This is a genomic window from Devosia indica (assembly GCF_003056405.1).
GTDB classification, from domain to species: domain Bacteria; phylum Pseudomonadota; class Alphaproteobacteria; order Rhizobiales; family Devosiaceae; genus Devosia; species Devosia indica.
The window spans coordinates 79,554-103,180 of record NZ_PYVZ01000018.1; the positions used below are offsets into that span (position 1 = coordinate 79,554).

The following is a 23,627-nucleotide window of genomic DNA, read 5'->3' on the forward strand; positions in this document are numbered from 1 at the left end:
CGTGAGCAGTGTGTCGGGCGGGACCTGCTTAGTGGGCGCAGATGACGCCTCCGTGACCACATGGCCCCCGTTGCTCCGCAAGGCCGCTTGGCCTACATAGGCGCCAATCCCCGAACACCCTTCAAGAGGTTCATCGCCCATGGCGCGCCAGTTCATCTATCACATGCACGGAATGAGTAAGGCTTATGCCGGTGGCAAGAAGGTGCTGGATAATATCCATCTGTCCTTCTACCCCGACGCCAAGATCGGCATTCTCGGCCCCAATGGCTCGGGCAAGTCGACCCTGCTCAAGATCATGGCCGGCATCGAGACCGAGTTTTCGGGCGAAGCCTGGGCTGCCGATGGCGCCAAGGTTGGTTACCTCCCGCAGGAGCCGCAGCTTGATCCGGCGCTCAACGTGCTGGGCAATGTGATGATGGGCGTCAAGGAAAAGAAGGACATCGTCGACCGCTACAACGAGTTGATGATGAATTATTCCGACGAGACCGCCGACGAGGCGACCCAGCTTCAGGACGTCATCGACGCGCAGAATCTGTGGGATCTCGAATCCCAGGTCGAGGTTGCCATGGAGGCACTTGGCTGCCCGCCCGGCGACGCCGACGTCACCAACCTCTCGGGCGGTGAAAAGCGCCGCGTGGCGCTCTGCGCGCTGCTCCTGTCCAAGCCCGACCTGCTGCTGCTGGACGAGCCGACCAACCATCTGGACGCCGAGACCACGGCATGGCTCGAACGGCACCTGCGCGAGTTCGAGGGCGCGGTGCTGATCATCACCCACGACCGCTACTTCCTCGACAATGTCACGGGCTGGATTCTCGAACTCGATCGCGGCCGCGGCGTGCCCTATGAAGGCAATTACTCGGCCTATCTGGAGGCCAAGGCGAAGCGCTTCGCGCAGGAAAAGAGCGAGGACGCGGCCCGCGCCAAGGTGCTCGAGCGTGAGCGCGAATGGATGGGCCAGTCCCCGCAGGCGCGCCAGTCCAAGTCCAAGGCGCGTATCAAGGCCTATGACGAGCTGGTCAAGCTCAACGAGGCCCGCACCCAGTCCCAGACCGCACAGATCATCATCCCGCCCGGCGAGCGGCTCGGGCAGAATGTCATCACGGTCGAGAACCTATCCAAGTCATTTGGCGACCGGCTGCTGATTGATGATCTTTCCTTCAAGCTGCCGCCCGGCGGCATTGTGGGCATTATCGGCCCCAATGGCGCTGGCAAGACGACCCTGTTCAAGATGCTCACCGGCCAGGAGAAGCCCGATAGCGGCACCGTCACTGTCGCCGAAAACGTGCATCTGGGTTATGTCGACCAGAGCCGCGATGCGCTCAATCCCAACAAGACGGTCTGGGAGGAAATCTCCGAAGGCGACGACATCCTGATGCTGGGCAAGCGCGAGATGAACAGCCGCGCCTATACCTCGGCCTTCAATTTCAAGGGCGGTGACCAGCAGCAGAAGGTGGGCAACCTCTCGGGCGGGCAGCGCAATCGCGTTCACCTGGCCAAGATGCTCAAGTCCGGCGCCAACGTCCTGCTGCTCGACGAACCGACCAACGATCTGGACACCGAAACCCTGGCCGCGCTCGAAGAAGCGCTTGAGGAATTCGCCGGTTGCGCCGTCATCATCAGCCACGATCGCATGTTCCTTGATCGCCTTGCCACCCACATGCTGGCCTTTGAAGGGGACAGTCATGTCGAATGGTTCGAGGGCAATTTCCAGGACTACGAGGCCGACAAGGTCCGTCGCCTGGGCGCCGATGCCGTCAATCCACGGCGGGCAACCTACAAGCCGCTGACGCGGTAAATCACAACGGGGCGCGGCGAAAGCTGCGCTCCGTTTTCTTGCCATCATCCCAGTGCCGGGAAGAAAATCTTCTTCACGATGGAACCAGCTGGATGCCGCCGCGTTCAATTGCCTTGATCGGGATGCAGTTCCCGGCATGCATATGGGGGATAACCGATATATGGCTGAGCTGGATTTCGCGCGCATATTCGAGGCGCTGCCCAGCCCGTTCATGATCCTGGATCGCGATCTTTGCTACGTCGCCGCCAATGCGGCTTACCAGCAGGTGGTGGGAACGCCGTTCGACCGCCTCAAGGGGCAAAACCTGTTTGCGCTGTTTCCCAATGAGGGCGAAGCCGGCAAGCGCCTGCGCCAATCCTTCGAGCGGGTGCTGGCCACAGGCGAGCCGGACACGCTGGCCTATATCAATTATCCTATCACCGAAGCCGACGGCACTGTCACCAATCGCTACTGGACTGCCGTGCATGTGCCGCTCACCGGTCCTGACGGCACCGTGCAGCATGTGATGCAGAATACGGTGGATGTCACCGAACTGGTGCGAATGCGCGAAGCGACGACGCTGCCCTATGGCTCGATTTCGGCGGCCACGCGCCTGATCGAGCGCACGCGCGAGACCGAGGCGTCCAGCGCCGAGTTCCGCCGGCTGTTCCAGCAGGCACCGGCCTTTTTTGCCGTGCTGTCCGGCCCTAGCCATGTCTTCACCTTCACCTCCGATTCCTACATCAAGCTGATCGGGGGGCGGAACGTGATTGGCCAGGCCATTGCGCAGGCCATGCCCGAGGTGGTCGAGCAGGGTTTTGTAGCGCTGCTCGACCGGGTTTATGCCGAAGGCCACGTGCACGCCGCCGAAAGCGCGCGCGTGATGCTGGAAAACGAACCCGGACAGCCGGCCAAGGAAACCTTCCTCGATTTTTCCTACAATCCGATCCGCGACGGCGCGGGCAATATTACCGGCGTTTTCGTGCAGGGCATGGATCGTACCGAGGCGGTGCGGGCCGCCCGCCGGCAGCGTCTGCTGATTGATGAGTTGAACCACCGGGTGAAAAACACCCTGGCAACCGTACAGTCCATTGCCAGCCAGACCCTGCGCAGCACCAGCGATTTCGCCCAGGCACGGCGATCGCTCGAGGCCCGGATCATGGCGCTTTCCAACGCCCATACCATGCTGAGCGATCGCCACTGGCATGATGCCGAACTCGGGCACCTGGTATGCCAGGAGTTGAGTGCTTTTGGCGACGAACAAGTCGACTATGGCGGCCCTGCGCTGGTGGTGAACGCCAAGACGACCGTGGCGCTGGCTTTGGTGCTGCACGAAATGGCGGCCAATGCGGCCCGGCACGGTGCCCTTTCGGTGCCCGAGGGCAATCTGGCTGTTCGCTGGCATCGGGACGGAGAGGGGCAGCTCGTCCTCGAATGGATAGAGCGCAATGGGCCAACACCGGCCGAGACGGTGCGGCAAGGTTTCGGCTCCCGGCTCTTGCGCATGGTCGTAACAGGCGAATTGGGTGGCGGCCTGGATTTGAACTATGATCAGAACGGACTTCGGGCGCGGTTGTCGATCCCTGCGACGGCCTATGCTGAGCAGGAGGCACGATTTGACTAGTGCCGGACGCCGCGTACTTGTCGTCGAGGATGAGACGCTGGTTCTGATCAATCTCGAGGATATTCTGGAGCAACTCGGCTGGAGCATTGCGGCTCAGGCCATGCGCTTGCCCGAAGCTGAGCGGCTGGCCAGCAGTGTCGAAGCCCTCGATGTCGCTATTCTGGACGTCAATATCGGCGGCGCCAAGGTGTTCCCTGCAGCACAAATCCTGCGCGAGCGCGGGGTGCCGATCCTGTTTGCCACCGGCTATGGACGCGACGGCCTGCCGCCGGAATGGCAGGATCATGCCGTCATCGCCAAGCCCTATAGCCAGGCCGATATTGAACGGGCGCTGGATCGTCTGCTCGGGGCAGACGTCTAACTTGCCGGCCGGCCTTTACCAATCCTCCATTGACATGTGAAAAGCGTTGGGTTTGTTGGGCTTTCTGCAATAGAGTGCCCTGAATGGAGCCAAGCTCCTTGCAGATCGGTTCTTGGGGGACTGTATGAAGAATTTGGTGACGGGGGCGGTGCTGCTGGTCAGCCTTGCCCTCGCCGTTCCGGCACTTGCTGCGCCGGGGCAATGCTCAATCACGGGCCTGGATCCTTTTGATTGCGACGTGACTGTCGATGGCGGTGGCATTACCTTTGCCCTGCCGAGTGGAGAAACTTTCGTGTTTGCGCATGAAGCCGATGGCGAGGGCCTGGGCTATCTCATTGCCGCTGAACCACAACCGGGCCGTTACCCCGAGGAACTGGGCCGGTTTGTGCCCGTCGAGGGCGAGCCAGGCTGCTGGCTGGGCGACAAGGACGGCACGAAATTCTGCGCGGCCCTGGAGCAATGAGCACCGAGCCTTTCACTCTGGAGATCGGCGGCGCTACGCTGAGCGGTCTCGAACAGGGGGAGGGGCTTCCGGTCGTGTTCCTCCATGCCGGTGTCTGCGACAAGCGCATGTGGCTCGACCAGATGGACGCGGTCGCCGCCAGGGGTTGGCACGCCATTGCCTATGACCGGCGCGGTTATGGCGAAACCACCAGTGAAGACGAGCCGTTCAGCCATCTCGAAGATCTTGAGGCCCTGCTCGAGGAAATGGATATCCATGCCGCCATTCTGGTGGGATGTTCCATGGGTGGCGGGCTGGCCGTCGATTTTGCACTCGCCTATCCCGGGCGCGTGATCGGGCTGGTGTTGATAGGCACGTCGATCAACGGTGCCCCCTGGAGTGCCACAGCGGAAGAAAGCGCCATCGAAATGGCCGAGGAAGACGCTTGGGAACGCGGCGACATTGATCTGCTCAATCGCGTTCAGGCCCATGAATGGCTCGATGGGCCACGCAGCCAGAATGGCCGAGTTGGTGGCGCCGTACGCGAGCTGTTCCTGGATATGAACGCTATTGTGCTCAGCAAGCCGGAGCTGACCCAGGAAGAGGTTTCGCCGGACGCCTGGAGCCGGATGGAGACCGTGGCGGCGCCCACCCTGCTGATTGTCGGGGATGAGGATTTTACCGCCTTGGTCGAGCGGCACGAGACCCTGTCAGAGACCATGCCCAACGCCATCGGCGTGGTATTGGAAGGAGCGGCGCACATTCCCAGCATTGAGAAGCCGGGGCTGGTCAATTCGGTGCTGCTACAGTTTCTCGATGCCTTTTCGGGCGAGGAAAGCGACGACGAAACAGACGACTAGCGGCGCGATGCAAGAGATCGCGCCGCCTGGCTTTGGTTCTGATTCAAGTGCCTCAGAGATTGAATCTGCGCCCTGACAATCTGATTCAACTCTTGTCGAGACTGATTCCGGAAAGCGCGGTAAGGCTCTGTAATTCGTTAAAGAAGTTACGCTCGCCGCCTAGACGGCGATGATGCCGTCCAGATGCTTGTCCAATTGTGGCGTGGGGACATTGGTCAAATCCTTGTCGAGCTCGGCCACAACGGTTTTCTTGACATGATCGGACAGCGCCTTGCGCAGATTGCCCAGTGCAATTGGCGCGGCGGCGATGATCAATCGGTCATAGGCTCCGGCCTTGGCCTTGTCTTCCATGACATGGGCGACCGAGCGCACGAATTCGGCCTCGCGATGATCTGCGGGGTCTGTCTTGGGCTCCATCGCACTGCGACCAGGTCCGACCGAAGAGAAGCTGCGGCCAGGTCGATCAGCGTTGATATCCTGAGTCTGGAGCGGCCGAATGGACCAATCAAGACCTTTGACGGTGGTGAGTCCCTTACCGGGACCCAGGTGCTCCACCACGCGGGCCTGTGTTCCATCGGCGATCAGGATCCAGGTCACTGTCTTTTTCATCTGCTGCTCCTCGTATAGGGACGGGTCCGAAGCGCGCGAGCATTGCCGGCGCTTCTCAAGGCCAACGTCCGACACCGGCAAAGGTTGGAACTTCGCCATCACCTTTGCAAGGGTTGCCGATCACAAACTCTGATTGGCCATGGCGCCTTCGGGTTGGTACAGGAACGGGCACCCGCATCGTGGTGCGGAGTCCCGCCATGACCCTTCCAGAACAAGCGCCCGAGCTGGCTGCAGAGACCGTCACGCAGCGGCAGGCCGATGCCGCCGAGACGCGAAAAGGCGTTGTTGCCGCTCTGTCCGCCTATCTGCTTTGGGGTTTTCTGCCGATCCTGTTTCACCTTCTCGACCAGGCCGGCTCGGTGCTGATTGTCGCCGAGCGGACCTTGTGGTCGCTGGTCCTACTGGCGATTGTTCTCGCCGTTACCGCGGGTTTTGCGGAAATCCGGTCGGTCCTGATGGATTTCCGGCGCATGCGGGTGATCGCTGTGTCGGCGCTGCTGCTGGTGTGCAACTGGCTGCTTTATGTCTGGGCGGTGGAAACCGGGCAGGTGCTCGAGGCCAGCTTCGGCTATTTCATCAATCCGCTGGTCAGCGTGGCCATCGGCATGGTTTTCCTGGGCGAGCGGCAGAACCGCATGCAGACCATCGCCATTGCCATTGCCATCGTGGCCATCCTGATCCAGGCCGCCGGCATCGGGCGCGTGCCGCTGATTGCCCTGGGCCTGGCCTTCTCGTTCGGCTTTTATGGTTTCATTCGCAAGACCGCACAAACCGGCCCGGCGACGGGGCTGTTCGCTGAAACTCTCGTGGTTGCGCCACTCGCCATGGGCTATGTCATCTTCGACATCGTCCGCAATGGTGTGGGTGTTCACGCTGATCCCACCCTGATGCTGTTGTTGATCGCCACCGGCCCGGCAACGGCTGTGCCGCTCTTGCTGTTTGCTTATGGCGTCCGGCGGCTGCGGCTGACCACCATTGGCATGTTCCAGTACCTGGCGCCCTCGATCCAGTTTCTGTTGGCGATCCTGATGTTCGGCGAGGAGCTCAATGCGCTGCGCCTGCTGAGCTTTGCGTTGATCTGGGTGTCGCTGATCGTGTTTTCCTGGGACAGCTATAGCCAGCGCCGTCGCATGACTGCCTAGCCTGCCGGTTCGCCGCGCATGCTGCGGATCACATCGGCGATCTGCTGGAAGGTCGCAGCAAAGGGCGTCGCCTCGCGCCAGACCAGCCGCAATTGCCGGCCTGCTGCCGGGTCGTTCAGCGGATGCACGGCGATGCGCGGATCGCTGGCTTCCTTGCGCAGGGCAATCTGGGGCAGCAGGGTCACGCCCTGACCATTGGCGACGAATTCCACGATGGTCGACAGCGACGTTGCGGCAAAGGTCTTGGCACCGCGCTCGGTGTCCAGCCGGCAGGCCGAGATTGTCTGATCGCGAAAACAGTGGCCTTCATCAAGCAGCAAGATGCGCTCCGGGGGCAGGGCGGCCAGACTGACCGGAAGCTTCGTCGTTTCGCCGCTGGGCGTTGCCAGCACGAAATTGTCCTCGAACAGCGGTGCGTCCACGAGGCGCGGCCCGGCCCCGCCCGGTTCGGTGGCAATCAGGGCAATATCCAGGCTTCCATCACGCAAGCTATCGAGCAGGGCCTCGGTGCGGCTTTCGCTGATGGTGAATTTGAGCCCGGGCAGATCGCGGGTGAGGGCGGGAAAGATTTCCGGCAGCAGGTAGGGCGCGACGGTCGGGATCAGGCCGAAGCGCAGGGCACGGGCAGGCTTGCCGGTGCGGCCAATGGCGAAGGCCTCGAGCGCTTCGGCGCTTTTGAGGGTTTCGCGGGCCATGGTGACGAATTCCCGCCCAAACGGGGTGGGGCGCACCCCCGCCTTGAGCCGGTCGAACAGGGGTGTGCCGCAAAGACTTTCAAGCGTCAGAATTTGCTGAGACAATGCCGGTTGGGTGACCGATGACGCCTCGGCGGCGCGGCCGAAGTGACCGGCCTCGGCGACAGCGACCGCATAGCGCATCTGTTTCAGGGTGATCGTCACAATTAGTTTTTCCTATTGGATTAGGAAGAATTATCGATTGGCCTAATGGTTGTCACCCCCCTATAACGCGTTCATGTCTATTCAGGAGGCCCCCGCCATGACCGATCCCAATCCCAAACCCGAAGCCGGCAAGTGCCCGTTCCCGCACGGTGGTGCAGGGCGTGGCCCGAAGAATCGCGACTGGTGGCCCGAGGCGCTGGATGTGCAGGTGCTGCACACCAATTCGCCCCTGTCCGACCCGATGGGCCCGGATTTCGACTATGCCGAGGAATTCAGCAAGCTCGATCTCGATGCGGTCAAGGCAGACCTCCGTGCCCTGATGACCGACAGCCAGGATTGGTGGCCGGCTGATTTCGGGCATTATGGCGGCCTGTTCATCCGCATGGCCTGGCACAGCGCCGGCACCTATCGTATCACCGACGGGCGCGGTGGCGCCGGCATGGGCCAGCAGCGTTTTGCGCCGCTCAATTCCTGGCCGGACAATGCCAATTTGGACAAGGCCCGGCGCCTGATCTGGCCGATCAAGCAGAAATATGGCAACGCCATTTCCTGGGCCGACCTGATGATCCTGACCGGCAATGTCGCGCTCGAATCCATGGGTTTCAAGACCTTCGGTTTCGCCGGTGGCCGCGCCGACGTCTGGGAGCCCGAAGAGCTCTATTGGGGCCCGGAAGGCACCTGGCTGGGCGATAGCCGCTATTCGGGCGAACGCCAGCTTGAGGAACCACTGGCTGCCGTGCAGATGGGCCTGATCTACGTCAATCCCGAGGGTCCGAACGGCAATCCAGATCCAGTGCTGGCGGCGCGCGACATCCGCGAGACCTTTGCCCGCATGGCGATGAACGACGAAGAGACCGTAGCGCTGATCGCCGGTGGCCACACCTTCGGCAAGACCCATGGCGCCGGCGATCCATCGCTGGTGGGTGCTGATCCGGAAGGCGCAGATCTAGAAGATCAGGGCCTGGGCTGGAAGTCCACGCACGGCACTGGCGTTGGTGCCGATGCCATCACCGGCGGTCCGGAAGTCACCTGGACGCAGACCCCGGTGCAGTGGTCCAACTTCTTCTTCGAGAACCTGTTCGGCTATGAATGGGAGCTCACCGAGAGCCCGGCCGGTGCCAAGCAGTGGGTCGCCAAGACCGATGATGCCGTCATCCCCGACGCGTTCGATGCCTCAAAGAAGCATCGCCCGACCATGCTGACCACCGATCTGTCGCTGCGCTTCGATCCGGCCTACGAGAAGATCTCGCGCCGCTTCCTGGAAAATCCGGATCAGTTCGCCGACGCCTTTGCCCGCGCCTGGTTCAAGCTGACCCACCGCGATATGGGCCCCAAGGTTCGCTATCTGGGCAAGGAAGTGCCGGCCGAGGACCTGATCTGGCAGGACGTCATCCCGGCTGTCGATCATCCGCTGGTCGACGACGCCGATATCGCCGATCTCAAGGCCAAGGTGCTGGCTTCGGGGCTGTCCGTCTCCGAACTGGTCTCGACTGCCTGGGCCTCGGCCTCGACCTTCCGCAAGTCGGACAAGCGCGGCGGCGCCAATGGCGCGCGCATTCGTCTCGCCCCGCAAAAGGATTGGGAGGTCAACCAGCCGGCCCAGCTCGCCAAGGTGCTGGCACAGCTCGAAACCATTCAGGCCGAGTTCAACGCTTCGGCCGCGGGCGGCAAGAAGATCTCGCTGGCCGATCTGATCGTGCTGGCGGGTTGTGCCGCGATCGAGCGGGCCGCACATGCCGGTGGCCAGGCCATCACCGTGCCGTTCACGCCGGGTCGCATGGACGCTTCGGAGGAGCAGACCGATGCGGCCTCGTTTGCCGCGCTCGAGCCGCGCGCCGATGCGTTCCGCAACTACTACAGCCAGCGCACCTTCATGCAACCCGAAGAGGCCATGGTCGATCGCGCCCAGCTCCTGGGTCTGACCGGTCCGGAGATGACCGTCCTGCTCGGCGGCCTGCGCGTGCTCAAGACCGGACTCAACGCACACGGTGTTCTCACCGATCGCCCGGAAACGCTGAGCAATGACTTCTTCCGCAACCTGTTGACCATGGACATTGTCTGGGCGCCCAAGGCGGATGAAGAGGGTGTCTATGAGGGGCGGAACCGCAAGAGCGGCGAGCTGAAATGGACCGGCACACGAGTCGATTTGATCTTCGGCTCGCACTCCCAGCTCCGCGCCTTTGCCGAAGTCTATGGCCAGGCCGATTCGGCGCCCAAGTTCACCCGGGATTTCGTGGCCGCCTGGACCAAGGTGACGAACGCGGATCGCTTCGACCTGCGCTAAATCCGTTCAGGGTCAGTCCTGCCGGCCCCGGGGAGGTTTTCCCCGGGGCTTTTTTGTCTCGCGCATCGCGCAAAAGGTCAGGTGCACAAGGGCAAAGCGGCAATTGCATAGAATTTGAATCAAATCCGATCTCCCGCCTTCAGCCCCCACAAGCATGTCGGCGTCAGTCTGACCCGAACCAAGCGGCAGAAGCCGGGAGATCGACCATGACAGAGCTCGATGAAAGCCACCGTGCGTTCGCGAATTTCCGCGTTCTCAATGGCGACGACAATCAGATGGAACGCGAGCAACTGTTCCGCACCACGGCGCAGCTTTTCAGCTACGTTTCGGACCGTTGCGACGACGACCAGGTTGCCCAATATGATGAGGTGCTGTGCCAGCTCGCCGAGCTGGTAGAGGTCGAGGCACGGGTCCATGTGGCCAAGCTGCTGGCCCCGCTCGAGAGGGCGCCCGGCACGGTCATCGTCAAGCTGGCCAATGACGTCATCGAGGTGGCCCGGCCGCTGCTCGAATTTTCCAACGTGCTCAGCGACGACGATCTGATCGACATCATCACCAGGCAGACCGAAGACCATCGGGTGGCCATTGCCGGCCGGTCCATGCTCACCGAGCGGGTCGGCGATGCGCTGGTAGACCATGGCGAGACGGCCTCGGTGGTGCGGCTGGTGCGCAATCCCAAGGCCGAGTTCGACCGCGCGACGCTGGAAAAGCTGGTCAAGCGCGCCACCGAAGACGCCGAGATCGCCTCCGATCTGCGCGGCCGCAGCGATATCGACTGGAAGTCGCTGCGCGGCGAAATCGACCAGGTCGCCGGCAAGGTGCTGCAGACCCTGGGCAATCTCGACCGCCAGGTCGATCCGGTCGCCGCCGGCAAGATCAACACTGTCGTCTACAACCGCATCCGCAACCGCGCCGGCTTCAACGCGCAGGAGTGGAAGGTGGCCTATAACCAGGTCAAGGGCCTGGCCGACCGCAAGCAGCTCGACGACCGTGCCCTGGCGCGTTTCGCCCGCTTCGGTTACGGCCACCACGCCGCCGCCGCCATGGCGGTCATGCTGCAGGTGGCCCCGGAAATCGTCGTCAAATGGCTGGCCGGGCAGGACTATGTCGCTGTCATCGTGGCCCTGCGCGCCACCGGCATGGCACCCGACCTGTTCGAGGCCATCGTCGCCACGCTCCCCTGGCGCGACCTGCCCAGCGACGCTGACAAGAAAATGGTTCTCTCCCGCTTCGACGCCCTCGACCGGGACGATGCCAAGCACATTTTCGAACTCTGGCGCGCCCATTCCTTCCGTAAACGCGCCATGGGCGAAGACCGCCAGACGGCCTAGGGCAGGGCGGCTCACAGAACCAGAATTACGACACCCTCGGGAGTTTTCCGAGGGTGTATTGTTGTCGGTTGCCCACTGATGGATGGGTGTCGGACCTTGAACCGGATGAGGCAATTCTATGGCTTTGGCGGATGTGGGGTCTCTCGATATGCGCCCTTGCCCATTGAGCCGCGGAGAAACTCAATCATCGCCCGCACCTTTGCGGGTAGAAAACTGCGGCTAGGATAAATCAGCCAGGCGGCGGTATCGAAGGTTGTCGCGGTAACATTCCAGCCGGTGATGCAGGTCCTCAGTGTCCCCCGATCGACATCGTCCGAGATCAGCCAGTCGGGGAGCAGCGCCGGTCCAAGACCGGCCAGTGCGGCATCTCTTATGGCGCCTGCTGGAGACAAAATCAGGTCGCCTTCGACATTCTGCTCAGTGACGGTCCCATCGGCGTCGCGGAAGGTCCATCTGGACCTGTAGTCCCGGTAAGGAAAGAGGATGGCCCTGTGATGCGCCAGGTCTTCGGGTCTTTCCAAAGGGGCCGCTTGGCGCAGATAGCTCGGCGCCGCGACCACGCTGTATCGGGTGTCCATGAGCTTGCTTACGACATAATCGCCATCGATCGACGGTGCCAGACGAATGGCAAGGTCGACGCGTTCCGACACCAAGTCGATGGTATCATCGGAAAAAATCCCCTCGACTGACACAGCCGGATACGCTTCCCTGAATGCTGACAGGCGGGGCACGATGAATCTTTGGCCAAAGGTCGCAGACGCCGAGATACGCAGGGTGCCTCGTGGTTCGACCTGCATCGCCCTGCATTCGTCGACGGCCCGTTCCAGTTCCTCGCTCAGCGGACCGATACGGGAAAGGTAGAGGGCCCCGGCCTCGGTTACCTCCATCCGCCGTGTCGTTCGCGCAAAGAGACGGAAGCCAAGCTCCTCCTCGATTGCCGCGATGATCCGCCCGATGGAAGAAGGATCCACGTCGCGTTGGCGGGCCACTGCCGCGAAGCTGCCATGACGCGCAACGTCCTGAATCAGTGTCAAATCTGCAAAATTCATTCCTGCAGAATATGCAGCAATATACGGATAGTCACGTCGTTTATCCGCCCTAGAGGCTGCAATAACCTGTTCTCGGTCAACGCGGCAACAGGAGACACCGATGCCAGACTTTACACTGCACACCCCTGAAACTGCTCCCGAAGGGTCCAGAGCCACGCTCGAAACAGTTAGGGCAGCATGGGGCTTCACGCCCAAAATGCACGCTACCCTGGCGGAGAGTCCAAGCGCTCTGGTGGGCTATGAGACCCTTTGGGAGCAGCTTGCAAATTCGACGCTGAATGCTGTGGAACAACAGGTGGCCTATCAGGCCGTCAACGTTTTCCATCGCTGCGGCTACTGCACGATGGGCCATACCTTCCTGTCGCGGCAGGCCGGCATGGACGAGGCAACCATCACCCGACTGCGCGCTGGTGAGCCGCCGGAGGACCGCAGGCTGGCTGCACTCTGGACATTCACGCGCACTGTCGCAGCGGCGCGGGGAGAGGCGCGTGAGACCGTCCCGGTTTTTCTGGCGGCAGGCTTCACCAAGGCCAATGTTCTCGACGTGGTTGCCATCATCGCCACCAAGGTGATCGCCAATTACAGCGCAGCTCTTGCTGGTGTACCCAACGAAGACTTCATGTCGGATCCTGCCCTGGCGTGGACCGCACCAGTGGCAATCGCTGCCGAGTGACAGCCGGACCGGGGTGGCGACATCCCGGTCCTCAAGGGGAGAAACAGAATGGATTTCAAGGACAAGGTGGTCGTGATAACCGGAGCCAGTCGCGGTATTGGCGAAGCTGCTGCGATGCACTTTGCGTCACTGGGGGCACATGTCGTTCTGGCTGCCAGAAGCGCAGGCCGTATCGGAGAGATTGCGATGGCGCTCAGGGCGCAGGGCGCCTCCGCGCACGCTGTCTCCTGTGACGTGTCTGACCCTGGGCAGGTGATGGGTCTGATCTCGGAGACCAAGGGCATATCCGGCAGGCTCGACCTGCTGGTCAACAATGCAGGGCTGATTGATCCAATAGCGCTGTTGGCCGACAGCGAACCGCAAGAGTGGTCCAGGATCGTCGATGTGAATCTCAAGGGCGTCTATTACGGGCTGCGCTATGCAATCCCGTTGATGGTAGATCAAGGCGGTGGCACGATCATCAATATCTCTTCGGGGGCGGCGACCTCGGCTCTTGCGGGATGGAGCCACTACTGCGCGACCAAGGCGGCAGTCTTGTCTTTGACCGGTGTGGCGGACAAGGAATATCGCGACAAGGGCCTGCGCGTCATTGGCCTCAGTCCCGGAACGGTGGCGACGAAGATGCAGGAGCAGATCCGTGCCTCAGGCATCAATCCGGTCAGTCAGCTCGACTGGTCCGCACACATTCCCGCCGCATGGGTCGCGAAAGCGATCGCCTGGCTGACAACGGCGGAAGCGGACCCGTATCTCGGTTTGGACTTCTCGTTGAAAACGAATGTGGGGCGCCGGGCGGTCGGTTTGCCGCTAATCCAGACCGGATTGTAGGGAGCTGCACATATTGAGGGAGGCGGTTGCTGGAGCAAAAGCTAAGGTGGAGGAGGTCAGGCGGACAGTTATCCACGGTCCCAAAACCTCCGCTATCCTCCACCCATCTCTCCCGCGATGGGCGGACTGCAGCGAACAGTTGCGGGAGGAGCCGGTGAGACTGGATTCGCTCCAGGGCTCGTCTGCTCGTTGGGCCACCTTGCGACGAGCGATCAATAGGGGCCACGACAGCAGGAGAAACCCGCTTCGATCTGTCCCGACAGGGCAAATCTCTCCGGCGGAGAGATTTGAAGTGAGAAGGCCATGAGAGCTACGCTCGAATGGCGAGAGGCGGCGACGTCTCTATTACTTAGTTTTACTGAGACGCACGCGCCTCGGAACACGTCCAATGCCACAACCGCAGGGCAGCAAAGCCGGGGCGGCGCGCGTTCACGCCCGCAAGAATGCGCTGGACCTCACATTGGAATTAGATATAAAGATATCTTTATATCTGAGGGTGCGATGAGCGGATTGAACAAACTGGTCGGGGTCTTGAAGGCGGCGGGGGAAAGTACCCGGCTGCGCCTGCTTGCGCTTCTGGCCGATGGCGACCATTCGGTCAAGGATCTCACCGAAATCCTCGACCAGAGCCAGCCGCGCGTCTCGCGTCATTTGAAGCTCCTTGCCGATGCCGGCCTCGTGCAGCGCCACGCCGAAGGGGCCTGGGCTTATTACCGGCTGGCGCCGGAGGGGCAAGGGGCGGATCTGGCGCGCTGGCTGACCGCGCGGGTCGATCCCGATGCGCCCGAGCGTCAGCGCGACAAGGCCCGCCAGGCCGAGGCGCGCGCCGCCCAGCAGGCCCAGGCCGCCGATTATTTCGCCAAGGTCGCCGAAAGCTGGGACCTGCTCAAGACCCTGCATGTGCCCGAGGCCGCGGTGGAAGCGGCGGTACTGGCCGAGCTGGGTGGGCGCAAGGTCGATCTGCTGGTCGACCTGGGCACCGGCACCGGCCGCATGCTCGAAGTGCTCGCTCCTGCCTATGCGCGTGGCATTGGCGTTGACTCCAGCCGCGAGATGCTGGCCGTGGCGCGCTCGCGCCTGGCGGCTGCCGGCATCAGCCATGCACAGGTCCGCCTGGGCGATATTGGCGGGCTGGATCCGGCCATCGGCCTGGCCGATGTCATCGTCATCCACCAGGTGCTGCACTATTTCGACGATCCGGGCCGCATGCTGGCCCAGGCGCGCCGCCTGCTCAAGCCGGGCGGGGAAATCCTCATCGTGGATTTTGCCCCTCATGAACTCGAATTCCTGCGCACCGAGCACGCCCATCGGCGGCTTGGCCTGTCGCGGGAGCAGATGAACGACTGGGCGGCCCTGGCCGGGCTCGATGTGCGCGCCGCGCGCGAATTTCCCAGTGACAGCAAGGATCGCGGGCTCACCGTGTGCCTCTGGCACCTCGGCGACCGCAGCAAGACGGAATAGACCATGATCGACGATAATCTGCGCGCCAGCCGCAAGACTGCTGACCAGCGCCCCGACCTGCAGCTTTCCTTCGAATTCTTCCCGCCCAAGACCGACGCCATGGAAGAGCGGTTCTGGGACAGCATTGCCAAGCTCGCCCCGCTCAGCCCCCGCTTCGTCTCGGTGACCTATGGCGCTGGTGGCTCGACCCGCGAACGCACGCTGCGCATGGTGCGCCGCATCACCACCGATACCGGCGTGCCCGCCGCGGCGCACCTGACCTGCGTCGGTGCCACCCGCGATGAGGTCGATGAAGTGGTGCGCGGCTATGCCGAGGCCGGCGTCAACAAGATCGTCGCCCTGCGCGGCGATCCGCCAGAAGGCGTCGGCCAGCCTTTCACCCCGCATCCCGATGGCTATCAGAACGCGGCCGATCTTGTGGCCGGCATTCGCCGCCTGGGCAATTTCGACATTTCGGTTGCCGCCTATCCCGAAAAGCATCCGCAAAGCGCCGATTGGGACGCCGATATCGACAATCTCAAGCGCAAGATCGATGCCGGCGCCGATCGCGCCATCACCCAGATGTTCTTTTCCAATACCGATTTCCTGCGCTATCTCGACCGCGCCCGCAAGGCCGGCATCACCGCACCCATCGTGCCGGGCATTCAGCCCATCCACTCCTTCAAGCAGATTGCCGGCTTTGCCGCCCGCTGCGGCGCCTCCATCCCCGATTGGCTGGCCGAGCGCTTCGAGGGCCTCGATGACGACCCGGAAACCCACGCGCTGGTGGCCGCTGCCGTCGCCGCCGAGCAGGTCACCGAGCTGCTCGATGAGGGCGTCACCGAGTTCCACTTCTATACCCTCAACCGCTCCAACCTGGTCCTCGCCCTGGCGCGGCTCCTGGGGCGGCGGACCTGAGGGGAGCGCCGTTCAGCCTGCGTTCAGGCAACAGGGTTCAGGCTCGTGGCAAATTGGCCTTTCATATTATGGCCATGAAAAGGGGCGATGTCCCCGCGCTCGGGCGGAGCTTGTTGGAAGACCTTTTCGATGCAGATTGATCGCCGTATCACCAATGGCCTGGCCTGGGCTGGCGCCGTGCTCGTTATTGCCATACCGGCCGCAGACGCCGCATTGCGCCAGTTCGGCCCAAACGACCCCCCGCAGATCGCCGTGGTCGAGGAACAGCCCGAGCCCGCGCCTGCCGTGGAGCCGGAACCCGTCGAAACACCTGAGCCAAAGCCCGAACCCGATCCGGTATCGACCGCCACTGCCAGCCCGCAAGCTGCCGAAAGCGATGCCGTGGACAGCTTCCTCCAATCGGGACGCGACCTGCCCAGCTATATCAGCGACGGCAACCGAGGGCAGCGCACCGAAACTGCTGCCGTCACCCCAGCCGAGACATCCGCCGACGAGACCGTGGCCGAGCCAGCAGCCACGCCCGAGCCTGAGCCTGTTGCGGCTTTGCCCACCAAGGCCGTGACTTTCCCAACCCCGGTTTCCCAGCGCCCAGCGCCCGTTCCCCGCAGCGCGGTCATCACTCAGCCACCGCTGGTCATCGATCAGCCAGAAATCGTGGTGACGGCCGAGGACCTTGAAGACTGGGAGAGTGGTCCGCTCTCGGAGTTTCTCGCCCGCCAGCAGGCTCGACCAGCGCCGGTCCCGTCCGACTACGATCCGGACGGTTTTTTCCTCGACGAGGGCCCGAATTCCAGCGCCAGGGTCAACCGCTTTCCACGGGCCTATAGCTATGACGACTATGCCTTTGAGTGATCCGCAGAGCCGCCATGCCGCGCGGGCCATGGACCAAAACGGCAAGACGGGGTAATTCTGATGGCCCGGCGGGAAAGGGAAGCCCCGAAAATGCTGTGTTGCGTCCGCAAGGCCGAAGACAATCGTGACGTCTGGCAGAAATTCGCTGCCTTCCTGGGATCTTTTTCCCAGCGCACCGGCGTGGCCGGTCATGTCGCCAATATTCTGGACCCCGACACCTGGCTCCCAGGGGGACGCGATGCCGCCTTCACCCTAGCCCTGATCGCCCTTTCCGCCAAGATGGCCGTGGCCGATGGCGCGGTAACAGCTTCCGAAGTCCGTGCCTTCAACGCGACCGTGGAAGTCACCAAGGGGAATGAGCAGCAGGTGGAAAAGTTGTTCAACCTCGCCAAGCAGGATGTGGCCGGCTACGACGCCTATGCCCGCAGGGTCGCCCGCTTCTTCTCCGATACGCCGGACACGCTGGAGCACGTGCTCGACAGCCTGTTCTTCATCGCCACCGCTGACGGCCTCGTGCACGAAGCGGAACTGGACTATCTGCGCGAGGTCAGCGGAATTTTCGGCTTCGACGACGCACGGTTCGAACAGATTGCTGCTCAGCACGTCATGCTTGAGGACGGCGTTGATCCCTATACCGTCCTGGGCCTCAGCCACGACGCCCCGCCCGAGGAAGTGCGCCGGGTTTATCGCCTGCTGGTTGCCGAGCATCACCCCGACCGGCTTATCGCCAAGGGCGTGCCCGAGGAGTTGATCGACGTGGCCACCGCGCGCATGTCGGCGATCAATCTGGCCTATCAGGCGATCACGCGGCCCAAGCCGCAACCGCTGCTGGCTTGACGGCGCGGCGCCACTCCCGCACATAGGCGGCGCCAGTTGACCGGGTGACCGCTGGCGGATGGGTAACTGTCCGCTGGAGGAAAGTCCGGGCTCCATCGAAACACGGTGACGGCGAAAAGCCGCCGGGGGCGACCCCAGGGAAAGTGCCACAGAAAGCAAACCGCCCCGGCATGCCGGGGTAAGGATGAAAGGGTGCGGTAAGAGCGCACCGGGTGCCTGGCGACAGGGACCGCACGGTAAACCCCACCGGGAGCAAGACCAAATAGGGATGACGCGGGCTTCGGCCCAGCCTGTTTCGAGGCCATGTTGTCCGGGTTGGTTGCACGAGCGCGCTAGCAACAGCCGCCTCAGATGAATGGTCACCACGTCGCGGCAACGCGGCCCTACAGAACCCGGCTTACAGGTCAACTGGCGTTGCCTCCCGGGTGTGACTTTCCGTTTGATGACCGTAGTTTAACGCAGCGGCAAGCAACGGATAGCTCGCGGCAATGTTGCCGCAATGCGGGTGATGGCAAGTTCCTTCGTGTTCAAGACAACACGGAGCCCCACAATGAAAAAGATCCTCTCTGCCATTCTCGCCCTGACCATCGTCGCCGGTGTTGCAGCCCCTGCTTTTGCCTGGACCGGCGATACTTGCCCGTTCTCCGACAAATCGATGTGCGACGTGGTGACGCTGACGGACGACACCTCTGACGATTGATTGTGCGCGCCCGCGCCTGCAATCTCTGAACATGACTTATCCCCGAGGCCTGGCCTCGGGGATTGCCTGTTTTGAAGGGCCTTGATCATGACGGGCGAGGCCGCTACATCGTGCGGCTTTCCGCTTATGGAGCTTGACGTCAGCGCGATGCCTTTGGCCACCCCCTACTATCTGATCGACGAAACCGCGCTGGCCGGGAACCTCGAGCGTGTCGATGCGCTGTGCGCTGCATCGGGCGCGAAGTGCCTGCTGGCACTCAAGTGCTTTGCGACCTGGTCAACCTTTCCGCAGATCGCGCCGCATATGGATGGCACGACGTCGTCTTCGCTGAATGAGCTGAAGCTGGGCCGCGAAAAATTCGGCGGCGAAACCCATGCCTATTCGGTTGCCTGGTCGGACGGCGAAATCGATGAAGCCATCGCCAATGCCGACAAGATCATCTTCAACTCGGCAAACCAGCTCGACCGCTTCGGTGAAAAGGCCGCCCACCTGCCAGTTGGCCTGCGCGTCAATCCCGGCGTCAGCCATTCCCATTTTGACCTGGCCGATCCGGCCCGCAAGTTCAGCCGGCTCGGCGAGAGCGATCGGGCGAAAGTGGAAGCGGCGATGGATCGGGTCTCCGGTTTCATGCTGCACTGCAATTGCGAGAACGACTCGGTCGAGGCCTTTTCTACCCTGCTCGACCAGATCGAGGACAAGATTGGCGACCTGCTGTCGCGCCTCGAATGGGTGAGCCTGGGCGGGGGCATCCACTTCACCAAGGACGGCTACGATATTGATGGCCTGGCGGCCCGGCTGAAGGCCTTTGCCGAAAAATTCGGGGTCCAGGTCTATCTCGAGCCCGGCGATACGGTGGTGACCGACACCACCACGCTGGAAGTCTCCGTGCTCGATATCGTCGAGAACGAAATGTCCGTGGCCATTGTCGACAGTGCCGTGGAAGCCCATATGCTGGATCTTCTGGTCTATCGTGAAAGCGGCGCCGTTGCGCCCGATGAGGGCCCGCATCGCTATCAAATTGCCGGGAAGTCCTGCCTTGCCGGCGATGTTTTCGGCACCTTCGATTTTCCTAATCCACTGGCGGTCGGTGACCGTATTTCCCTTTTGAATGCAGGGGGATATACCATGGTGAAGAAAAACTGGTTCAATGGCGTGGCAATGCCCGCTATAGCCATCCGCAGAAAAAACGGCGCAGTTGAGGTTGTGCAAAGCTTCGATTATGCCGACTATGTCGCCAGTCTGTCATAGTGGCAGGCTGATCCCGTCACCCAAGAAAAAGGTGTTTCGTGCCAATTGAAAAAGAACCTGTTGATCATCGGCGCCGGAGGTGTCGCGCAAGTCGCTGCCTATAAGGCAGCAATGCACAATGATGTGCTCGGAGACATTCACATTGCCTCCCGCACGGTCGCGAAATGCGAGGCGCTGGTCGCCGGCATTCTCGAGAAAAAGGCGCTCAAGCGCCCGGGCATTCTGGCCGCCCACCAGCTCGACGCCATGGATGTCGAAGCGACCAAGGCCCTGATCCGGCAGACCAAGAGCCAGATCGTTCTCAATGCAGGATCGGCTTTCCTCAATATGAGCGTGCTCAGCGCCTGTATCGACATGGGCGTTGCCTATATCGACACGGCCATTCACGAGGATCCCAAAAAGATCTGCGAGACGCCGCCCTGGTACGGCAATTACGAGTGGAAGCGCCGCGAGGACTGCGAGCGCAAGGGCGTGACTGCCATTCTGGGCGCCGGGTTCGACCCCGGTGTGGTCAATGCCTATGCCGCGCTGGCCGCCAATGCCTATTTCGACCGGATCGACAGCATCGACATCATCGATGTCAATGCGGGCAGCCATGGCCGCTATTTTGCGACCAATTTCGACCCCGAGATCAATTTCCGGGAATTCACCGGCACGGTGTGGAGCTGGCAACAGAGCCAGTGGACGGCGAACAAGATGTTCGAGGTCAAGCGCACCGACGATCTGCCGGTGGTGGGCGAACACACGACCTATCTGACCGGCCATGACGAGATCCATTCGCTCTCGGCCAATCTTGGCGTGCCCGATATCCGCTTCTGGATGGGCTTTGGCGAGCACTACATCAACGTGTTCACGGTGCTGAACAAGCTCGGCCTGCTCTCCGAGCAGCCTGTCACCACCGCCGAGGGCCTTGAAGTGGTGCCGCTCAAGGTGGTCAAGGCCGTGTTGCCCGACCCGATGTCGCTGGCGCCCGATTATTCCGGCAAGACCTTTATCGGCGACCTGATCAAGGGCGAGCGCGACGGGATCGAGACCGAATTGCTGGTCTACAATATCTCGGACCACGAAGACGCCTTTGCCGAAACCAACAGCCAGGCGATTTCCTATACTGCCGGGGTTCCGGCAATTGCCGCGGCGATGCTGATCGCCAAGGGCGATTGGGAATGCCATCGCATGGCCAATATCGAGGAACTGCCGCCCGTGCCGTTCCTGGACCTGTTGGGCCGGATCGGCCTGCCGACCCGCATCCGCGACGAAAAGGGTGATCGCGCGTTCGATCCCGCCGAGTTCGGCGAGACCCGACAGGCGCGGCCAAAGGTGCGCCAGGCTTAAGATCGAAGCGGCCGGGTTTTCCCGGCCGTTTTTTCTTTTCTGCATGTATTCAAAGAGCGTTCCGCGATGCGTCAGGGCATGCCGAAGGGCCGGATGGCCCTGAGCCTCCGGGTTTGAAGTGGACGTATCCCGAGGCGCGTGCGTCTCAGTAAAACTAAGTAATAGAGACGTCGCCGCCTCGGGATACCGGGTTTCTCCTGCCGTCGTGGCCCCTATTGATCGCTCGTCGCAAGGTGGCCCGACTGGCAGGCGAGCCCTGGAGCGAATCCAGTCTCACCGGCTCCTCCCGCAACTGTTCGCTGCAGTCCGCCCATCGCGGGAGAGATGGGGGGAGGATAAGGGAGGTTTTGGGCGCGGGGATAAAGTTGTGGGGCACATTCTGCTCCCAACCACCGCTTGTCATCCCGGCCCCCGGGTCGCCGCGCGCCCGAGGATAAACTCTGGCCGGGACCTATCTTGAAACCTAGTATCCAGTCACCGCTCGCATTGGGTCGGAAAGCATTTCAGGATGGGCCCCGGGTCAAGCCCGGGGTGACAGTCAGTGGGGGTTGTCGTTTTCGAGTTCCGCGACATCATTTCTAGTGAATACCCCCACCTAACCTCCCCCTGTTTCAGGGGGAGGCCGGGTGGGGGTGCCTCGTGCCGCCGAGAGGCAGAAACCGACCCCATTATGGTCGTTCCACTTGCTTACTGAGTCCCCAATTAGCCGACTTTGCCATCGGTCCAAAGCCGCCGCTAAAGCAGTCCGTATCGGGCAAGCAAAGGTGCTTGCGGGATGCCAAGTCAACTCATTACACCCCGTAAAATTCCTGCCAAAACTCCAGATTGCCTGGCTCAAGTGGAACGTCTTTGCTGGAAAACTCTTTGGCAATCACCGCATATGCGTCAGGATCATCTAGCATCGCGTCAACAGCAGCTAGATGCTTCGCGAGTTCTTTCGCTCTGGCTGCATGCCAGAGCACCTGCCTTGTTTCCAAATTGACCAACTGCTTCAACGCAGCTTCCTGGTACTCATGGCCGAAGTTCAACATGTCTATCGCATAGTGGTGTCCGTAGTGGTCCGCGATCATTGCCTTAAGAACCTCCGTACCTCCGACCTTGGAATACATCTTAGCAACTGCGGAAGTCGCATTATCGAAGTCCAGTAGTGGATCAGTATCGCTTAGTTCTGCCTTCAATGTCGCCACGCTGATGGCGTCTTTGGCTTTTTCTAGCTGCGAAATATATTGCTTTAGCTTGTCGGCCTCCGCCTCGTAGTTCAAAAGTTCATCTTGCGCCTCGCTCAATTTAGCCAGCACAGCAGCGTGCTCTGCTGGGTCTATTGCCGTCGGGGTCGGTAGTGATGCGATCAGGTCGGGCAATTTCTGGAGGAACAGCTTTCGCTTCGTGTCCCACTTCGTGTCGGACTTATTTGCAAGCTCGTGTTCCTCCAACGCTTCCCGTAGCTGATTGTACGCGACATCGTCGTCTACCCGGATCACCTGAGTTCCAAGGAGCACGTCTTTTACGTCTGAATAGCTTAGGGGAGGGACGAGGATAGGGAAAATCTTATGACCTTTGACCCACGCAGCGCCAAGTTCGCTTAGGCAGAAATGGCTCTGGAAATAGTTCTGGGTAAGGACAAGGACGACGACATTAGGTGCGACCATCTGATCCCGCATGTAGCCGACGAAGTTTTCCCCTGCTGGGATGCCATACCCTGGCAACGAGGAGCAGAATATCTCTCCCTCGGGAACGCCAATGCCGTCCTCTATGAGGTCAACGAGTGAAGCGACCAAGGGAGTATCCTTGGTCGCATGGCTTACGAATACCGATTTACTCAAGAGTGCCCCGCATGTTCGCTGTTCGCGCGTAGTTAAATCACACGTGGCGCGGCCAAGCCAATCATGAGAGCCGGCTCCGCTTTGCCCGCCGCTTAATGTCTGTTGTTGCGGGTGGCTCATCCACAAGCCGCCAGTCCGCTGCCCACCCCATACCTGCCAACAAAGTGCAGAGCCCTCGGCTCAAGTGTTCAGCCCTGATAGATACCTGACAGATGTTCTCAGACATGCCTGACACTGTTCGCAGTGTTTGGAGGTGTCGATGGCATGGTTGGCGAGGTCTGTCATGGATGAGCGGGTGGCGTTTTGCCAGTTGGCGGAATTGGAAGGAGCCAATGTGTCGGCGTTGTGCCAGCGCTTTGGCATCAGTCGGCAAACGGGTTACGTCTGGCTGGCGCGGTTGCGAGCCGGGGAAGGTGCTCAGGATCGTTCACGCCGGCCCCATACGAGCCCACGCCAGACCCCGGTGGCGCTGGAGCAGGGACTGTCAGTAATTTCGTGTGTGGCGGGCGATTGCATATTACGCCGCCATGGCTCGGATGAAGCGCTCGCCGAAGATTACAGCGAACTGCGCCTTGGCCATGGACCATTCACGTGGCGGCATTTT

21 protein-coding genes, 1 other RNA gene and 1 pseudogene are annotated in these 23,627 nt (G+C 61.6%); 19 read left to right on the plus strand and 4 right to left on the minus strand.

All coding sequences use genetic code 11. The annotated features are described in order from the left end of the window. The first annotated feature begins 139 nt into the window (after positions 1 to 139). The 5 genes from ettA to DDE76_RS16190 all read left to right on the plus strand — a co-directional run bounded on the left by ettA (position 140) and on the right by DDE76_RS16190 (position 5,061). The gene (gene ettA, locus DDE76_RS16170; RefSeq protein ID WP_104893812.1) at positions 140 to 1,795 is read left to right on the plus strand and encodes an energy-dependent translational throttle protein EttA; all 1,656 of its coding nucleotides are present in this window, start codon (positions 140 to 142) and stop codon (positions 1,793 to 1,795) included. 160 nt (positions 1,796 to 1,955) lie between these two features. Continuing rightward, positions 1,956 to 3,398, plus strand: coding sequence for a sensor histidine kinase (locus DDE76_RS16175; RefSeq protein ID WP_158672413.1), 1,443 nt, complete (start codon positions 1,956 to 1,958; stop codon positions 3,396 to 3,398). Further along, the gene (locus DDE76_RS16180) at positions 3,391 to 3,759 is read left to right on the plus strand and encodes a response regulator (RefSeq protein ID WP_245892012.1); all 369 of its coding nucleotides are present in this window, start codon (positions 3,391 to 3,393) and stop codon (positions 3,757 to 3,759) included. The genes DDE76_RS16175 and DDE76_RS16180 overlap by 8 nt, the downstream gene beginning before the upstream one ends. Before the next feature lie 124 nt (positions 3,760 to 3,883). Beyond that, positions 3,884 to 4,222: a hypothetical protein gene (locus DDE76_RS16185; RefSeq protein WP_104893815.1), complete on the plus strand. Its 339-nt coding sequence runs from the start codon at positions 3,884 to 3,886 to the stop codon at positions 4,220 to 4,222. Then, positions 4,219 to 5,061: an alpha/beta fold hydrolase gene (locus DDE76_RS16190; RefSeq protein WP_104893816.1), complete on the plus strand. Its 843-nt coding sequence runs from the start codon at positions 4,219 to 4,221 to the stop codon at positions 5,059 to 5,061. The genes DDE76_RS16185 and DDE76_RS16190 overlap by 4 nt, the downstream gene beginning before the upstream one ends. Before the next feature lie 159 nt (positions 5,062 to 5,220). Here DDE76_RS16190 and DDE76_RS16195 read toward each other — a convergent pair whose 3' ends face one another. Then, a complete protein-coding gene (locus DDE76_RS16195; protein WP_157955859.1) occupies positions 5,221 to 5,670 on the minus strand; it encodes a host attachment protein in 450 nt (149 codons plus the stop codon). Positions 5,671 to 5,867: 197 nt separating this feature from the next. Here DDE76_RS16195 and rarD point away from each other — a divergent pair, with 197 nt between their 5' ends. Beyond that, on the plus strand, positions 5,868 to 6,812 hold the full coding sequence (gene rarD, locus DDE76_RS16200; RefSeq protein ID WP_104893818.1) for an EamA family transporter RarD: 945 nt from the start codon (positions 5,868 to 5,870) through the stop codon (positions 6,810 to 6,812). Here the strand turns inward: rarD and DDE76_RS16205 are convergent. Next, positions 6,809 to 7,711, minus strand: a complete 903-nt coding sequence (locus DDE76_RS16205; RefSeq protein WP_104893819.1) for a hydrogen peroxide-inducible genes activator — start codon at positions 7,709 to 7,711, stop codon at positions 6,809 to 6,811. The genes rarD and DDE76_RS16205 overlap by 4 nt on opposite strands. A gap of 97 nt (positions 7,712 to 7,808) precedes the next feature. On the opposite strand from DDE76_RS16205, the gene katG reads away from it, so the two are divergent. Together katG and DDE76_RS16215 are read left to right on the plus strand one after the other, a co-directional pair. Next, positions 7,809 to 9,995: a catalase/peroxidase HPI gene (gene katG, locus DDE76_RS16210; RefSeq protein ID WP_104894978.1), complete on the plus strand. Its 2,187-nt coding sequence runs from the start codon at positions 7,809 to 7,811 to the stop codon at positions 9,993 to 9,995. A 206-nt stretch (positions 9,996 to 10,201) separates the two neighbouring features. After that, entirely contained in the window at positions 10,202 to 11,326 is a 1,125-nt protein-coding gene (locus DDE76_RS16215; protein ID WP_104893820.1) for a DUF2336 domain-containing protein, read from the plus strand. A gap of 116 nt (positions 11,327 to 11,442) precedes the next feature. On the opposite strand, the gene DDE76_RS16220 is transcribed toward DDE76_RS16215, so the two are convergent. Beyond that, positions 11,443 to 12,375, minus strand: coding sequence for a LysR family transcriptional regulator (locus DDE76_RS16220; RefSeq protein ID WP_104893821.1), 933 nt, complete (start codon positions 12,373 to 12,375; stop codon positions 11,443 to 11,445). A gap of 100 nt (positions 12,376 to 12,475) precedes the next feature. Between DDE76_RS16220 and DDE76_RS16225 the strand changes: the two genes are divergently transcribed. The 10 genes from DDE76_RS16225 to DDE76_RS16275 all read left to right on the plus strand — a co-directional run bounded on the left by DDE76_RS16225 (position 12,476) and on the right by DDE76_RS16275 (position 21,200). Continuing rightward, positions 12,476 to 13,048 (plus strand): carboxymuconolactone decarboxylase family protein, encoded by a 573-nt coding sequence (locus tag DDE76_RS16225; protein WP_108463710.1) that lies wholly within the window; start codon positions 12,476 to 12,478, stop codon positions 13,046 to 13,048. Between the two features lie 48 nt (positions 13,049 to 13,096). Continuing rightward, entirely contained in the window at positions 13,097 to 13,873 is a 777-nt protein-coding gene (locus tag DDE76_RS16230) for an SDR family oxidoreductase (protein ID WP_104893823.1), read from the plus strand. A 501-nt stretch (positions 13,874 to 14,374) separates the two neighbouring features. Then, on the plus strand, positions 14,375 to 15,334 hold the full coding sequence (locus DDE76_RS16235) for an ArsR/SmtB family transcription factor (protein ID WP_104893824.1): 960 nt from the start codon (positions 14,375 to 14,377) through the stop codon (positions 15,332 to 15,334). A gap of 3 nt (positions 15,335 to 15,337) precedes the next feature. After that, complete coding sequence (gene metF / locus DDE76_RS16240) at positions 15,338 to 16,231, plus strand: methylenetetrahydrofolate reductase [NAD(P)H] (protein ID WP_104893825.1); 894 nt, start codon at positions 15,338 to 15,340, stop codon at positions 16,229 to 16,231. 129 nt (positions 16,232 to 16,360) lie between these two features. After that, a complete protein-coding gene (locus DDE76_RS16250) occupies positions 16,361 to 17,083 on the plus strand; it encodes a hypothetical protein (protein ID WP_157955860.1) in 723 nt (240 codons plus the stop codon). Positions 17,084 to 17,173: 90 nt separating this feature from the next. Continuing rightward, positions 17,174 to 17,920, plus strand: a complete 747-nt coding sequence (locus DDE76_RS16255; RefSeq protein ID WP_104893828.1) for a J domain-containing protein — start codon at positions 17,174 to 17,176, stop codon at positions 17,918 to 17,920. 32 nt (positions 17,921 to 17,952) lie between these two features. Then, positions 17,953 to 18,336: RNase P RNA component class A (gene rnpB / locus DDE76_RS16260), an RNA gene on the plus strand. Positions 18,337 to 18,470: 134 nt separating this feature from the next. Beyond that, complete coding sequence (locus tag DDE76_RS16265; protein WP_157955861.1) at positions 18,471 to 18,620, plus strand: hypothetical protein; 150 nt, start codon at positions 18,471 to 18,473, stop codon at positions 18,618 to 18,620. A 147-nt stretch (positions 18,621 to 18,767) separates the two neighbouring features. Beyond that, positions 18,768 to 19,868, plus strand: a complete 1,101-nt coding sequence (locus DDE76_RS16270; protein ID WP_104894979.1) for a carboxynorspermidine decarboxylase — start codon at positions 18,768 to 18,770, stop codon at positions 19,866 to 19,868. Positions 19,869 to 19,913: 45 nt separating this feature from the next. After that, positions 19,914 to 21,200 (plus strand): saccharopine dehydrogenase family protein, encoded by a 1,287-nt coding sequence (locus tag DDE76_RS16275; protein WP_104893830.1) that lies wholly within the window; start codon positions 19,914 to 19,916, stop codon positions 21,198 to 21,200. A 791-nt stretch (positions 21,201 to 21,991) separates the two neighbouring features. On the opposite strand, the gene DDE76_RS16280 is transcribed toward DDE76_RS16275, so the two are convergent. Continuing rightward, positions 21,992 to 23,143, minus strand: a complete 1,152-nt coding sequence (locus DDE76_RS16280; protein ID WP_104893831.1) for a toll/interleukin-1 receptor domain-containing protein — start codon at positions 23,141 to 23,143, stop codon at positions 21,992 to 21,994. Between the two features lie 163 nt (positions 23,144 to 23,306). Here DDE76_RS16280 and DDE76_RS19960 point away from each other — a divergent pair. Further along, a pseudogene (locus tag DDE76_RS19960) lies at positions 23,307 to 23,468 on the plus strand (helix-turn-helix domain-containing protein); the annotation flags it as partial. Positions 23,469 to 23,627 lie beyond the last annotated feature (159 nt).